The organism is Janibacter hoylei PVAS-1 (assembly GCF_004025845.1).
In the GTDB taxonomy this organism is placed as follows: domain Bacteria; phylum Actinomycetota; class Actinomycetes; order Actinomycetales; family Dermatophilaceae; genus Janibacter; species Janibacter hoylei.
Genome location: NZ_PIPF01000002.1, coordinates 77,401 through 91,043 on the forward strand (window position 1 = coordinate 77,401; position 13,643 = coordinate 91,043).

Consider the following 13,643-nt stretch of genomic DNA (forward strand, 5'->3'; position numbering starts at 1 on the left):
GGGTGAGCACCGTCCACACGATCGGTCACTCGACCCGCCCCATCGACGAGTTCATCGCGCGGCTGCGCGGGCTCGGCATCACGCGTGTCGTGGACATCCGCACCGTGCCCAAGTCGCGGCACAACCCGCAGTACTGGCACGACGCGCTCGAGGCGTCCCTGGCGCAGGCGGGTCTCGGCTACACGTACGTCAAGGAGCTGGGCGGACTGCGCAAGCGCCGACCGGACTCGGTCAACACGCAGTGGCGCAACGCATCCTTCCAGGGCTACGCCGACCACATGGGCACCGAGGAGTTCGAGCGGGGTCTGACCCGGCTGCTGGAGATCGCCGAGGAGGAGTCGCCGGTCATCATGTGTGCCGAGGCAGTGCCGTGGCGCTGCCACCGCTCGCTCGTCGGTGACGCGCTGCTCGTGCGGGGCGTCACCGTCCTGGACATCATCGGGGACGGCGCGCCCAAGGAGCACACGCTGACCTCCTTCGCCGTCGTCGACGGCACCCGTCTGACCTACCCGGGCACCGCCGACGAAGGAGTGAGCCTCGACGAGGAGTGAGGCTCAGCGGGCCTGCGAGTGGTACTCGTGGTTGGGGACCATGCCCAGAGCGCTCGAGACGCGGTTGGTCATGTTGAACATCCCGATCACCTGGACCGCCTCGAGGATCTCGTGGTCGTCCAGACAGGCCTCGCGCATCGGCTCCAGGTCGGCGGCCTCGGGGACACGGAGGAAGGAGATCGCACGCTGTTGTTGACCCATGACGGCAACGTACCGGCTCCGTGAGGGTGCACGATGGGAGGGCACATCCCCCGTCGAAGGAGTCGTCGTGGAATCGCTGTCGTTGACCGAGCTGGCGCAGGAGCACCTGGGCAAGGCGCGAGAGGGGTCCGCGGGGCGCAGCGCCGTGACGGTCCACGGGCACCATGACTTCGTGCTGCGCCAGACGCTCATCGCCCTGCTGCAGGACAAGGCCCTCGCCGAGCACGACAGTCCGCGGGAGGCGACGCTGCAGGTCCTGCAGGGTCGGGTGCGGCTGACCGCCGGGGAGGAGACCTGGGAGGGCGGCGCGGGCGAGCTGCTCATCATCCCGCCAGCCCGTCACGACCTGCTGGCACTGGAGGACGCCGTCGTGCTGCTGAGCGTCGGCACCGGGGCGTGACTCCTGCTCGCACGCTCGTCGCCCTCGGCGCGCTGGGTGTCGTCCTCGGTGGACTCGTCGCGGCCGTCACCGGGCCGATGGACTGGGCGAAGGGGAGCTGGGCTGCGGCCTATCTCGTACTCGTCGTCGGTGTGGCCCAGTACGTCATGGGTCGGTTGCGAGCGGTCGACGCCACGAGTGACCGGGTCGGTTGGGTGCAGGTGGCCGGGTGGAACCTCGGCAGCCTCCTGGTCATCGGCGGCACCCTCGTCACGACTCCGCTGCTCGTCGACCTCGGGTCGGTGCTGCTCGTCGTCGCCCTGGTCCTCGCACTGCGAGCACGAGTCGCACGAGTGCCGGCAGCGGCCGCGCTGGCCTACCGCGCGATGCTGCTGGTGCTCGCTGTGAGCATCCCCGTCGGCATCGTGCTGTCCCACCTGCGCAGCTGAGCGACGCGCGGCAGACCGTCAGCGGATCCCGAAGAGCCGAGCAGCATTGTCGTGCAACGCCTTGCGCTCCCAGTCCTCGCCCAGGCCAAGCCGGCGGACCGCGTCCACCGCGTGCTCGTAAGGGTAGGGGATGTTGGGGAAGTCGCTGCCGAAGAGCACCCGGTCGCCGAGCGCGACGAGGTCGTCCATGCGCTCGCGGGGGAAGGGTGACGTGGCCTGGGTGAAGTCCGTGAAGGCCATCGTCGTGTCGAGGTGCACATCGGGGTGCTCGGCGCAGATGTCGAGGAAGTCGCCGTAGTCGGGCATGCCCATGTGGGCGATGACGAGCACGAGACCCGGGTGGCGCTGCAGCAGGTCCCGGACGGACTCCGGCCCCGTGAAGCGGCCGGGTGCCGGGCCGTTGCCCGCGTGCATGACGATCGGGGTGCGGCTGCGCTCCAGCACCGGCCACACGTCGTCCAGGAGCGGGTCGGCCAGCGAGTAGTCACCGACCTGCACGTGCGCCTTGAAGATCCGCGCACCCGCCTCGATCGCGGCCGCCGTGTAGTCCGCGGCACCGGGCTCGGGGTAGAAGGTCGCGGAGTGCAGGACGTCGTCGTGCTTGGCTGCGAACTCGCTCGACCAGTCGTTGAGCCACTGCGCCATCGCGGGGCGGTGGGCGTAGTTCAGCGAGGTGAAGGCGCGCACACCCAGCGCCCGCAGGGCAGCCAGGCGGCCCCCTTCGTCCTCGCGGTAGGTGATCGGCCACGGCCGCCCGATGAGGGGCCCGGCCGAGTCGAAGTAGGCCCACACCTTGTCCAGCACCCGCTGGGGCATGAAGTGGGTGTGGATGTCGATGATCTCCGGGAGATCGGGCGCGCTCATGGCCACACCCTAGGCACTAGGTTGCGGGCATGGAGCTGAGGGGACGACGCGGGTGGTGGGCCCTGGGGGCGTCGTGGCGCTCGCCGTTATCGCGGTCGGGGCACCCAACGTCTGGGTCGCGCGCAGCGCGTCGGGGCAGGTCCACGGGCTCGCCGACGCACCCGACCGCTCGGTGGCGATAGTCCTCGGTGCCGGGCTGACCGAGGAGGGCCGGCCCACCCCCTTCCTCGAGGATCGGCTGGACATCGCTCGTCGGTTGTACGAGCAGGGCAGCGTCGACGCGATCCTCGTCAGCGGCGACAACCGGACGCACTCCTATGACGAGCCGACCGCCATGCGCGACCACCTCGTCGAGGCGGGTGTCCCGACCGACCGGGTCGTCATGGACTTCGCCGGGCGCGACACCTACGACACCTGCGTGCGGGCCAAGCGGATCTTCGAGGTCCCCGACGCGATCATCGTCTCGCAGAGCTACCACGTGCCCCGCGCGGTCGCGGTCTGCAACGCCATCGGCCTGGACACGGTCGGGGTGGGGGACGACCGCGCGCGCCGCTTCGCCGGCCCCTACCGCGCGGGCGAGCAGCGCGAGTACCTCGCCAACGTCAAGGCGGCGCTCGACGTGCTCAGCCGTCGCGACCCCGTCCTCGGGGACGTGGAGCCCGGCATCACCGATGCGCTGGCACAGGCCCGGACGGACGACAAGTAGTCTGAAGCCCGATCGTCAACCCCGGGAGAAGCACCACAGATGAGCGAGACGCCCTACCGCTACACCGCGGAGATGGCCGGCCGGATCGAGACCGGCTGGCAGGACCGCTGGGAGGAGCTCGGCACCTTCCGCGCCCCCAACCCCGCCGGTCCGTGGGCCGAGCCGGAGCGGGTGCAGCAGCACGAGGGCCACCAGCTGATCCTCGACATGTTCCCCTACCCCTCGGGGGCGGGTCTGCACGTCGGTCACCCCTTGGGGTACATCGCCACCGACGTCTACGCGCGCTACCAGCGGATGCTCGGCAAGAACGTGCTGCACTGCCTCGGCTACGACGCCTTCGGCCTGCCCGCCGAGCAGTTCGCCGTCCAGACCGGTCAGCACCCGCGGGTGACCACCGAGGCCAACATGGACACGATGCGCCGCCAGCTGCGTCGCCTCGGCCTGGGGCACGACGACCGGCGCGCCTTCGCGACGATCGACCCGGACTACTACCGCTGGACGCAGTGGATCTTCCTGCAGATCTTCAACGCCTGGTACGACGAGGACGCCGTGCGGCCCGACGGGGGCCGTGGCCGGGCCCGGCCCATCGCGGAGCTCGTCGAGGCCTTCGCCTCCGGTGAGCGGCCCCTGCCGGAGGGGGAGACCCGCACCTGGGCGGACCTGTCGCCCAAGGAGCGGTCCGACGTCCTCGACGGCTACCGCCTGGCCTACTCGGCGGAGGCCCCGGTCAACTGGGCCCCGGGCCTGGGCTCGGTCGTGGCCAACGAGGAGGTCACCTCCGACGGCCGGTCCGAGCGGGGCAACTTCCCCGTCTTCCGCACCAACCTGCGCCAGTGGATGATGCGGATCACCGCCTACGCCGACCGCCTCGCCGACGACCTCGACCGGGTCGAGTGGCCGGACAAGGTCAAGGCGATGCAGCGCAACTGGATCGGCCGCAGCGAGGGCGCCCAGGTGATCTTCACCGCGACCGGCACCGACGGCGCCGAGCACCCCATCGAGGTCTTCACGACCCGCCCGGACACCCTCTTCGGCGCGACCTTCATGGTGCTCGCCCCGGAGCACCCCCTCGTCGACGCGCTCGTGCCGGAGGGCGGCTGGCCCGAGGGCACGCTGGACGCGTGGACGGGTGGGGCGGACACCCCCTTCGCCGCGGTGTCGGCCTACCGCGAGGAGGCCCGGCGCAAGAGCGACGTCGAGCGGCAGATCGAGACCAAGGACAAGACGGGCGTCTTCACCGGCGGGTGGGCGACCAACCCGGTGAGCGGTGCCCGCATCCCCGTCTTCGTCGCCGACTACGTCCTCATGGGGTACGGCACCGGCGCGATCATGGCCGTGCCGTCGGGTGACCAGCGCGACTTCGACTACGCGACCGCCTTCGGTCTCGACATCATCCCGACCGTGGCCGCTCCCGAGGGGCACGAGGGTGCCTGGAGCGGCGACGGCGAGATCATCAACTCCGTGAGCGACTCCATCTCGCTCGATGGTCTGACCGTCGCCGAGGGCAAGGCCGCGATCACCACCTGGCTCGAGGAGCACGGAGTCGGTCGCGGCACCGTCAACTACAAGCTGCGCGACTGGCTCTTCTCCCGTCAGCGCTACTGGGGCGAGCCCTTCCCGATCGTCTTCGACGACGACGGCGTCGCGCACGCCGTCCCCGAGTCGATGCTGCCCGTCGAGCTGCCCGAGGTCGACGACTACAGCCCGCGGACCTTCGACCCGGACGACGCGAGCAGCCAGCCCGAGCCGCCCCTGGGTCGGGCCACGGAGTGGGTGGAGGTCGAGCTCGACCTCGGCGACGGCCCGCGTCGCTACCGCCGTGAGACCAACACGATGCCCAACTGGGCCGGCTCCTGCTGGTACTACCTGCGCTACCTCGACCCGGCCAACGACGAGGCGCTCGTCGACCCGGCCAACGAGGCCTACTGGGTCGGGCCGCGCGAGACGCCGGTGCCCGGCGCGCCAGCCGGCACCCGCGACCCGGGTGGCGTCGACCTGTACATCGGCGGGGTCGAGCACGCGGTGCTGCACCTGCTCTACGCCCGCTTCTGGCACAAGATCCTCTTCGACCTCGGTCACGTGAGCAGCGAGGAGCCCTTCCGCCGGTACTTCTCGCAGGGCTACATTCAGGCGCACGCCTACCGCGACGACCGCGGGCAGCCGGTGCCGGCGGCCGAGGTCGTCGAGGACGCGAGCGCGCCGACGGGATTCACTTGGCAGGGCCAGCCGGTCACCCAGGAGTACGGCAAGATCGGCAAGTCGCTGAAAAACGCGGTGAGTCCGGACGAGATGTACGAGCAGTATGGTGCCGACACCTTCCGCGTCTACGAGATGTCGCTCGGCCCGCTCGAGCAGTCCAAGCCGTGGGAGACCCGGGCCGTCGTCGGCAGCCAGCGCTTCCTGCAGCGGCTGTGGCGCAATGTCGTCGACGAGGAGACCGGCGAGGTCCGCGTCACCGACGGTGCGCTCGACGCGCAGACCGAGCGACTGCTCCACCAGACGATCGCAGCGGTCGGCGCCGACTACGCGTCGCTGGGCTTCAACACCGCCATCGCGCGGCTCATCGAGCTCAACAACGCGCTGACCAAGCTGGGGGAGGTGCCGCGTGCCGCCGTCGAGCCGCTCGTGCTCATGGTGGCGCCCATCGCGCCGCACCTCGCCGAGGAGCTGTGGTCGCGGCTGGGTCACGAGCACTCGCTGAGCGCGGAGCCCTTCCCCGTCGCCGACGAGAGCAAGATGGTCGAGGCGAGCGTCACCTGCGTCATCCAGATCAAGGGCAAGGTCCGCGACCGCGTCGAGGTGCCGAGCGACATCGGTGAGGACGAGCTGCGCGAGCTGGCCCTGGACCGCGACAAGATCAAGGCGGCGACCGAGGGCGGCATCCGCACGGTCATCGTCCGGGCGCCCAAGCTCGTCAACGTCGTCCCGGCCTGAGGGTTCGCGCAGGTGAGCGACGCTACCCTCGGCGGGTGAGCACCGCCGTCGTCACCGACTCGACCACCTCGCTGAGCCCGCAGCTGCGCAGCGAGCACGGGATCACCGCCGTGCCCCTGCGCGTGGTCGTCAACGGCCGCGACCGCGCCGAGGACGATGCCGACATCGACTGGGTCGTCGACGGGCTGCGGCGCAAGGCCGACATCAGCACCTCACGTCCCTCGCCCCTCACCTTCCTGCGGGCCTACGAGCAGGCGGCGAAGGGGGGAGCTGACGCGATCGTCTCGGTGCACCTGAGCTCCTCCCTGTCGGGGACCGTCGACTCGGCCCGCTCGGCGGCGCTGGAGTCCCCGGTGCCGGTCCACGTCGTCGACTCGCGCACCATCGGCATGGCGGTCGGGCTGGCCGCGATCTCGGCGAGCCGCGATGCGGCCGCTGGCCGTGACGTGGCGGAGATCGTCGAGCGGCTGGAGCGACGGGTCGGCGCCTCGTCGGTGCGCCTGCTCGTGCACAGCCTCGACCGGCTGCGTCGTGGTGGCCGGATCGGGGGCGCCCAGGCGCTGCTCGGGTCGGCGCTGGCGGTCAAGCCGGTGCTCCACGTCGTCGACGGGCAGGTCGAGCCCCTCGAGCGGGTGCGCACCGCCGGTCGTGCGATCGCCCGGCTGCAGGCGCTGACCGAGGAGGCCTGCCGCGACCTGCCGGACTGGGCCGACGGGGTCGAGGTCGCGGTCCAGCACATCGACGGCGACGAGCGGGCCGCCGCACTGGGGAGTGCGCTGGCAGCCACCGTTGACGGTCACGTCGAGACGACGACGCTCAGCGCCGTCGTGGCCGCCCACGTGGGTCTGGGGACCATCGGCGTCGCCGTCGTGCCCCGCTGCCGCGACTGAGCCGACTGAGCCGACTGAGCAGAGCGGGGCGGGCCCGCTGGTGCACAGGTCCGGGCTGGGTCGGGCGCTCGTCCACACCGTCGCACTGACCCGGGTCGGCACGGCCCGACCTGCCTAGCGTCGCAGGCATGAGTCGTGCCAGTGAACCCTCCGCCCGGGTGGCCGAGATCCTCGAGGAGGACCGGCCACGTCGACCGCTCGAGCTGCCACCAACCCTCGCGACGGGGCGCTACGTCGTGGGGCGTCAGGCGGTGCTCGGGGTGGCCCTCGTCGTCGCGCTCGCCGTGGCGATGCTCGGCGGTCGATATCTGCTGGCGCGGGGCGACGCACAGCCGCAGGCCGTGGCTCCGCAGCCGGCGGCGACGTCGGGGACCGGGGACGTCGGAGCGGAGGGCGAGACGTCGGGGGCCTCGGCCGGCGGCTCTCCCTTCGCCTCGGGTGGCGCCACCTCCCCAGGTGCCGTGTCAGGGGTGGGGAGCCCGTCGAGCGCGGAGGTCACCGTGCACGTCGTCGGGCAGGTGGAGCGACCGGGTGTGGTGACGCTGCCGGCGGGCTCGCGTGTGGGCGCAGCGCTCGACGAGGCCGGTGGCACCACCTCGCGCGCCGACCTCACGGGGGTCAACCTCGCGCGACCGCTCGTCGACGGCGAGCAGGTCGTCGTGCCCCGCCCGGGGGAGACCGTGACGGCGGCCCCGGGAGCACCCGACGCGTCGGGGGCTCCAGCGGGCGCACCCGGGGCAGGTGGTGGCGCAGCCCCGGGCACGGGCGGCCTCGTTGACCTCAACACCGCCGACCTGGCGACGCTCGAGACCCTGCCGGGCGTGGGACCGGTGCTCGCCCAGCGGATCCTCGACTGGCGCACCGAGCACGGACGCTTCACGGCGGTCGAGGAGCTCGGTGAGGTGAGCGGCATCGGCGACAAGATCTACGCGCAGCTCTCGCCCAAGGTCACGGTGTGAGTGGGGCGGCAGGGCAGCCCGAGACCGCGCAGCGGCCCCCGCCGGCCCTCGACCTGCGCCTGCTCGTGCCCTGCCTGAGTGCCTGGGCGCTCGGAGCCTGGGCGCTCTCGTGGCCGGGCTCGACCCGGGTCGTGGGGGCGGGTCTGGCCGCCGGGCTCGTCGGCCTGCTGTGGCTCGGGGGAGTGCGCTACCGGGGGCGGCACGCGGCACCCTCCTGGCGCCGGGACGGGCCGGCCGTGCTCGGACTGACCTGTGTCGCCAGCGTGCTCGTGCTCGGTGCCTCCGCGGCGCACGAGGCCACCCGCCACGTCGGCCCGATCGACGACCTCATCGCGGAGCGGGCGATGGTCCGGGCCCAGGGGGTCGTGCTCACCGAGCCGATCGTGCGGGCCGGGCTGCCCTCCGGTGACGAAGGGAGCGCCGCCGCGCCCCGCGTGCTGCTGCGGGTGCGGCTGGAGTCGGTCACCGCGCGAGGAGTGACGACCCGGGTCCGCGCACCGGTCTTCGTCAGGGCGCAGCAGCCGTGGGACGAGGTCGGGTGGCACGATCGCATCGAGCTCACCGGGCGGTTGGCGCCGGCGGAGCCGCAGGACCCCGAGGTGGCCCTGCTCAGCCCGCGTGGGCCGCCGCAGCCGGTGGGGGAACGCTCGCCGGTGCGGGCCGCGGCGGAGCACCTGAGGACGGGGATGCGCGAGGCGATGGAGCCGCTGCCCGCCGACGCCCGAGGCCTGCTGCCGGCTCTCGTCATCGGGGACACCTCCATGACCCCGCAGGACCTCACCGACGACATGCTGCTCGTCGGCATGAGCCACCTCTCCGCGGTGAGCGGGTCCAACGTGGCCGTCGTCCTCGCCGCTCTCATCGGCGCCGCCCGGGTGAGTGGGCTGCCGCGACGGTGGCGGCCCTGGCTCGCGGCGGCGGGCCTGGCCTTCTTCGTCGTCCTCGCCCGACCCGAGCCGAGTGTCATCCGCGCCGCGACGATGGGGGCGATCGGCCTCCTCGGCATGAGCATCACTCGGCGCGGAGCCGGCACACCTGCCCTGTGCACCGCCGTCCTGGCGCTCCTCGCCTACGACCCCTGGCTGGCGCGCTCCTACGGCTTCGTGCTCTCCTCGCTCGCCACGCTCGGGCTGCTGCTGCTCGTGCGGCCGTGGTCGGATGCGATCAACGCGCGTCTGCCCAGACGCCTGCACCTGATCGGCCCTGCCGTCGCCATCCCGGTCGCCGCGCAGCTCGTGTGCGGGCCGGTCGTCGTCCTCCTGCAGGGCGACGTCAGCCTCATCGCCGTCGTCGCCAACCTGGCAGCGGCTCCCTTCGTCGCCCCGGCCACGGTCCTCGGCGTCAGCGCCGCCCTCGTCGCCGTCGTGAGCACCTCCCTGGCGAGCCTCGTCGGGTGGTGCGGCGCGCCCTTCGCCCTGGCGATCGCGTGGACGGCCCGGCTGGCCGCCGACGTACCCGGGGGAGCGCTGCCGTGGCCCGACGGGCCACCGGGCGCGGTGCTGCTCACCGTCGTCACCGCCGTGCTCGTGCTGAGTGCGCCCTGGCTGGTGCAGCGGGCCCGGGGGAGTCCGCTCGTCGCGATCGCCCTCGCCGTCGTGCTCGCGATCGGTGCCCTGCCGACGCGGGTGTGGACGTGGCCGCCCGACGGGTGGCGGCTCGTCGCCTGCGACGTCGGGCAGGGTGACGGCCTCGTCCTCGCCTCCGGGCCCGGACGGGCCGTCCTCGTCGACGTCGGGCCGCAGGACGGTGGCATCGACGGGTGCCTGCGACGCCTGCAGGTGCGCACGCTGGACGCCGTGGTGCTCACGCACTTCCACGACGATCACGTCGGGGACCTCGAGGCCGCGATCGGTGACCGGCCGGTCGGGCGGGTGCTCGTCACCCCCGTCGAGGACCCCGCGTGGGCTGTGCGGCAGGTGCGACGGATCGCGACCGAGCACGGTGCGCCCGTCCAGCCGCTCGTCGCCGGCGACCGTCTCGTCATCGGTGACGTCACCGCGTCGGTGTGGTGGCCGGCGCGGGTCGTGCCCGGGGGCTCGGCAGCCAACAACGCGAGCATCGTGCTGCACGTGCGCGTTGGCGAGACCGACGGGGCGGGCGACACCGAAGGGTCGGGTGGCCTGAGCGCTCTCCTCCTCGGTGACATCGAGCGCGAGGCGGGCCACGCGATCCTCCTCGCGCTACGACGCGACCCGGCGCTGGCCGCGGCGGCCGACGACCTCGACGTCGTCAAGATGCCGCACCACGGGTCGAGCAACCTCGACGAGGACCTCATGGACGCCGTCGTCGCGCCGACCGCTGTCATCAGCGTCGGCGCGGACAACACCTACGGGCACCCGACCCCCACCGCGCTGCAGTGGGCTGCGCGCCACGGCACCCGCGTCGTGCGCACCGACGAGCACGGCGACATCGCGGTCCTCGACGCTGGGGCTGTCGTGACGAGCCGTCGATGACGGCGGGCGCACGCGTCCGTCCGCGGGATGGCCCTCGGTCAGCTGACGACGGAGACGTCGACCGCCTGGGCCGAGACCGTGAGGGCCTCGAGCGTCGCGGCGACGGCGGGCACCTTGAGCAGGTCGTCGGTCGTCACGACGTGGATGCGGCGGCGGCTCTGCGGGTCGAGCGGGCGGATGCTCACGTCGGGGTTGGACGTCGCTGCCCGGATGAGGTCGGGGATGAGGGCCACCCCGAGACCGGCGGCGACGAAGCCCTGGACCGCGACGTAGTCCTCGGTCTCGAAGGCGACCTTGGGGGCGAAGCCGGCATCGTGGGCGATCGTCAGCAGGTGGCCGCGGCAGCGGGCGCACCCGGCGATCCACTCCTCGTCCGTCAGGTCGGTCATCGAGACCGTCTCCTTGGCGGCGAGCGGGTGGTCGCGGGGGAGCGCGACGCGCACCTCCTCGTCGAGGAGCGGATGGACGACGAAGCCCTCGAGGTCCTCCCCGCGACCCAGGTCGCTGCCGTCGTAGCTGAAGGCCACCGCGAGATCGACGTCGCCGGCACGCAGGGCGGCAAGCGACTCGGGCGGCTCGGCCTCGGTGAACTGCACGGACAGGTCCGGGTGGGCGGCCCGCACGGCGGCGAGGGCCCGGGGCACGAGGGTCACGGACGAGGACGGGAAGGCCATGAGGCGCACCCGTCCGGAGCGCAGACCGGCGATCGCGGCGACCTCTTCCTCGGCGGCGTCGAGCGCGGCGAGCACCGGCGCGGCGTGGCGGGCGAGGACGGCGCCGGCCTCGGTGAGCCGCACGGAGCGGCCGACCTTTTCGACGAGGACGGTCCCGGTGCGTTGCTCCAGACGCTTGACCATCTGGGAGACGGCGGGCTGGGAGTACCCGAGCGCGAGCGCGGCAGCGGTGAAGCTGCCCTCCTCGGCGATGGCCCGCATCACGCGCAGCCCTGCGGCGTCGATCATGGGGCCCATCGTAGGTCGGCCCGGAGCGGCCGCCCATACTGGTCGGGTGATCGACGCCATCGCGGCGGCTCTGTCCGTCGGCCCCGCCCTCGTGCTGACGGGCGCGGGCATGTCGACGGACTCGGGGATACCCGACTACCGGGGACCGGACGGCACCCGACGAGTGACCCCGATGCACTACGGGGAGTTCGTCGGCAGCAGCCAAGCGCGCCAGCGGTACTGGGCGCGCAGCTACGTCGGGTGGCGCCGATTTCACGCCGCGCGGCCCAACGCGGCGCACCACCTCGTCACGCGGTTGCAGGATCTCGGTGCGGTCGGCCCGGTCATCACGCAAAACGTCGACGGTCTCCACCAAGCAGCCGGGACGCGAGACGTGGTCGAGCTGCACGGCAGCCTCGTCGAGGTCGTCTGCCTCACCTGCGAGGCGCGCGAGGACCGGCGCACTCTCGATGCGCGGATGTCCCGGGACAACCCCGGCTTCGACGTCGACAGCGACGAGATCAGGCCCGATGGTGACGTGCGCCTGGAGAGCGTCGACGTCGAACGCTTCGTCGCACCGCGCTGCCTTGTGTGCGGGGACGACACGCTGAAGCCGGACGTCGTCTTCTTCGGTGGGTCCGTGGCCAAGCCGCTGGTCCAGCACTGCTACGACCTCGTCGACGCGGCGCCGAGCCTGCTCGTGCTCGGCAGCTCGCTGCAGGTGATGTCGGGCCTGCGCTTCGTGCGTCACGCGGCGAAGCGGGGGATTCCCGTCTTGCTCATCACCCGGGGCCCCACCCGCGGCGACGACCTCGTCGACCACCGGGTGGATGGCGAGCTCGCGCCGTCGCTCCGGCACCTGGTCGGCGCCGTCGAGGACCTCGCGGTCAGAGGCGGCGCAGCACGGCGGTGACCTTGCCGAGGATCGTCGCGTGGTTGCCGTCGATCGGGTCGAAGGCCGGGTTGTGGGGGAGCAGCCAGACGTTGCCGTCGGTCCGCTTGAAGGTCTTGACGGTCGCCTCGTTGTCGAGCATGGCCGCGACGATGTCGCCGTTGTCTGCATTGGGCTGCTGGCGCACGACGACCCAGTCGCCGTCGCAGATGGCCGCGTCGATCATCGAGTCGCCGACGACCTTGAGCAGGAAGAGCGAGCCTTCGCCGACGATCTGCTTGGGCAGCGGGAAGACGTCGTCGACGACCTCCTCCGCGGTGATCGGCACACCGGCGGCGATCTGACCGAGCACGGGCACGTAGCTCGCCTCGGGGCGCTCGTCGCCGGAGCCGGTCGGGTCGACGACCTCGTCGTGGGTGCTCGCGCCGCCGCGCATGCCGTCGGTGAGGTCGGTGACCTCGGCCGTGACCGCGGGGGTGGAGTCGTCGGGGGAGATGACCTCGATGGCGCGGGGCCGGTTGGGGTCGCGACGCAGGTAGCCCTTGCGCTCGAGGGAGGAGAGCTGGTGGGCCACCGAGCTCGGGCTCGTCAGGCCGACGAGCTCGCCGATCTCGCGCAGGCTCGGCGGGTAGCCCCGGCTGGCGACGGCATTGCGGATCACCTCGAGCACCTTGCGCTGCCGGGCGGTCAGCCCGTCGCCGGTGTCCCGCTCGGGCAACTGGTGGATGTTGTCCTTGCCCTTGCCGCTCATGGTCTCGACCCCTTCGTCCGTGTCCGGTCCCGAGCTCGCGGCCTTCCGTTGTCGGTGGTCGCTGGTCAACTTCTCGGTGAGATCGACCCTAGGCCGATCGAACAAGCATTTCAAACACGTGTTCGAGCGTGTTGTTGATTTTCTTCGAACACCCGTGCTAGACATCGTACAGACGTTCTATCGAACACCGGTTCGACGGAATCGCCACGAGGAGGACCGCATGACTGCTCTCACTGCCACCCCGATTTGCATCGACGCGCCGGCACGCACGCGCCACCTCATCTCCGTGCCGACCGGTGACGCCGTCGTCGAGCGCCCGGCCTCGCGCACCCGCCTGACCCGTCGCGGCCGCCTGGTGATCACCCTGACGACGGTCGCCGTGGCGAGCGTCGCGGGCGCGAGCCTCGCCTTCGGTGGCACGCCAGCGGCGACGCAGGAGGTCACCGTCGAGCCGGGGCAGACGCTCAGCGAGATCGCCACGACCGAGCTCGCCGGTCTCCCCACCGCGGAGGCGGTGACTCGCATCCAGGTCGCCAACAACCTCTCGACCACGCACGTCCACGCCGGGCAGACCCTGACGATCCCGGGGCACTGACCCCCTTCGTCACCACCATCCCCCGAGCCACTCGACCCGGCCCGGGTAGGCCATCGGCCGTCTCCACGCACCGTGGGG

14 protein-coding genes are annotated in these 13,643 nt (G+C 72.2%); 10 read left to right on the forward strand and 4 right to left on the reverse strand.

The annotated features are described in order from the left end of the window. Nucleotides 1-2 precede the first annotated feature (2 nt). Nucleotides 3-551: a DUF488 domain-containing protein gene (locus tag CWN80_RS02645; protein WP_007925414.1), complete on the forward strand. Its 549-nt coding sequence runs from the start codon at nt 3-5 to the stop codon at nt 549-551. Nucleotides 552-554: 3 nt separating this feature from the next. Here CWN80_RS02645 and CWN80_RS02650 read toward each other — a convergent pair whose 3' ends face one another. Then, complete coding sequence (locus CWN80_RS02650) at nt 555-752, reverse strand: carboxymuconolactone decarboxylase family protein (protein ID WP_007925413.1); 198 nt, start codon at nt 750-752, stop codon at nt 555-557. A 67-nt stretch (nt 753-819) separates the two neighbouring features. Between CWN80_RS02650 and CWN80_RS02655 the strand changes: the two genes are divergently transcribed. Further along, nucleotides 820-1,152, forward strand: coding sequence for a cupin domain-containing protein (locus tag CWN80_RS02655; RefSeq protein WP_040880718.1), 333 nt, complete (start codon nt 820-822; stop codon nt 1,150-1,152). After that, a complete protein-coding gene (locus tag CWN80_RS02660; protein WP_007925411.1) occupies nt 1,149-1,580 on the forward strand; it encodes a hypothetical protein in 432 nt (143 codons plus the stop codon). The genes CWN80_RS02655 and CWN80_RS02660 overlap by 4 nt, the downstream gene beginning before the upstream one ends. An 18-nt stretch (nt 1,581-1,598) precedes the next feature. On the opposite strand, the gene CWN80_RS02665 is transcribed toward CWN80_RS02660, so the two are convergent. After that, on the reverse strand, nt 1,599-2,444 hold the full coding sequence (locus tag CWN80_RS02665; protein WP_007925410.1) for an amidohydrolase family protein: 846 nt from the start codon (nt 2,442-2,444) through the stop codon (nt 1,599-1,601). Nucleotides 2,445-2,517: 73 nt separating this feature from the next. Between CWN80_RS02665 and CWN80_RS02670 the strand changes: the two genes are divergently transcribed. From CWN80_RS02670 to CWN80_RS02690, 5 genes are all read left to right on the forward strand, one after another. Then, nucleotides 2,518-3,150, forward strand: a complete 633-nt coding sequence (locus CWN80_RS02670) for a SanA/YdcF family protein (protein WP_128276835.1) — start codon at nt 2,518-2,520, stop codon at nt 3,148-3,150. Nucleotides 3,151-3,189: 39 nt separating this feature from the next. Next, nucleotides 3,190-6,084 (forward strand): leucine--tRNA ligase, encoded by a 2,895-nt coding sequence (gene leuS / locus CWN80_RS02675; protein ID WP_007925408.1) that lies wholly within the window; start codon nt 3,190-3,192, stop codon nt 6,082-6,084. Nucleotides 6,085-6,119: 35 nt separating this feature from the next. Beyond that, nucleotides 6,120-6,974: a DegV family protein gene (locus tag CWN80_RS02680; RefSeq protein ID WP_157986897.1), complete on the forward strand. Its 855-nt coding sequence runs from the start codon at nt 6,120-6,122 to the stop codon at nt 6,972-6,974. A 128-nt stretch (nt 6,975-7,102) separates the two neighbouring features. After that, on the forward strand, nt 7,103-7,933 hold the full coding sequence (locus CWN80_RS02685) for a ComEA family DNA-binding protein (protein WP_128276837.1): 831 nt from the start codon (nt 7,103-7,105) through the stop codon (nt 7,931-7,933). Further along, on the forward strand, nt 7,930-10,386 hold the full coding sequence (locus tag CWN80_RS02690; protein WP_007925404.1) for a ComEC/Rec2 family competence protein: 2,457 nt from the start codon (nt 7,930-7,932) through the stop codon (nt 10,384-10,386). Before CWN80_RS02685 ends, CWN80_RS02690 begins: the two co-directional genes overlap by 4 nt. A 38-nt stretch (nt 10,387-10,424) precedes the next feature. On the opposite strand, the gene CWN80_RS02695 is transcribed toward CWN80_RS02690, so the two are convergent. After that, nucleotides 10,425-11,348 (reverse strand): LysR family transcriptional regulator, encoded by a 924-nt coding sequence (locus CWN80_RS02695; RefSeq protein WP_007925402.1) that lies wholly within the window; start codon nt 11,346-11,348, stop codon nt 10,425-10,427. Nucleotides 11,349-11,394: 46 nt separating this feature from the next. Here CWN80_RS02695 and CWN80_RS02700 point away from each other — a divergent pair, with 46 nt between their 5' ends. Continuing rightward, complete coding sequence (locus tag CWN80_RS02700) at nt 11,395-12,240, forward strand: NAD-dependent protein deacetylase (RefSeq protein ID WP_007925401.1); 846 nt, start codon at nt 11,395-11,397, stop codon at nt 12,238-12,240. Here the strand turns inward: CWN80_RS02700 and lexA are convergent. Further along, nucleotides 12,215-12,970, reverse strand: coding sequence for a transcriptional repressor LexA (gene lexA / locus CWN80_RS02705; RefSeq protein ID WP_007925400.1), 756 nt, complete (start codon nt 12,968-12,970; stop codon nt 12,215-12,217). The genes CWN80_RS02700 and lexA overlap by 26 nt on opposite strands. A 220-nt stretch (nt 12,971-13,190) precedes the next feature. Here lexA and CWN80_RS02710 point away from each other — a divergent pair, with 220 nt between their 5' ends. Continuing rightward, entirely contained in the window at nt 13,191-13,565 is a 375-nt protein-coding gene (locus tag CWN80_RS02710) for a LysM peptidoglycan-binding domain-containing protein (RefSeq protein ID WP_007925399.1), read from the forward strand. Nucleotides 13,566-13,643 lie beyond the last annotated feature (78 nt).

Excerpts from the sequence above, each read along its gene's own strand:
- CWN80_RS02650 (WP_007925413.1), bottom strand. The coding sequence starts at position 752 with ATGGGTCAACAACAGCGTGCGATCTCCTTCCTCCGTGTCCCCGAGGCC.
- CWN80_RS02665 (WP_007925410.1), bottom strand. The coding sequence starts at position 2,444 with ATGAGCGCGCCCGATCTCCCGGAGATCATCGACATCCACACCCACTTC.
- leuS (WP_007925408.1), top strand. The coding sequence starts at position 3,190 with ATGAGCGAGACGCCCTACCGCTACACCGCGGAGATGGCCGGCCGGATC.
- CWN80_RS02685 (WP_128276837.1), top strand. The coding sequence starts at position 7,103 with ATGAGTCGTGCCAGTGAACCCTCCGCCCGGGTGGCCGAGATCCTCGAG.
- CWN80_RS02695 (WP_007925402.1), bottom strand. The coding sequence starts at position 11,348 with ATGATCGACGCCGCAGGGCTGCGCGTGATGCGGGCCATCGCCGAGGAG.
- lexA (WP_007925400.1), bottom strand. The coding sequence starts at position 12,970 with ATGAGCGGCAAGGGCAAGGACAACATCCACCAGTTGCCCGAGCGGGAC.
- CWN80_RS02710 (WP_007925399.1), top strand. The coding sequence starts at position 13,191 with ATGACTGCTCTCACTGCCACCCCGATTTGCATCGACGCGCCGGCACGC.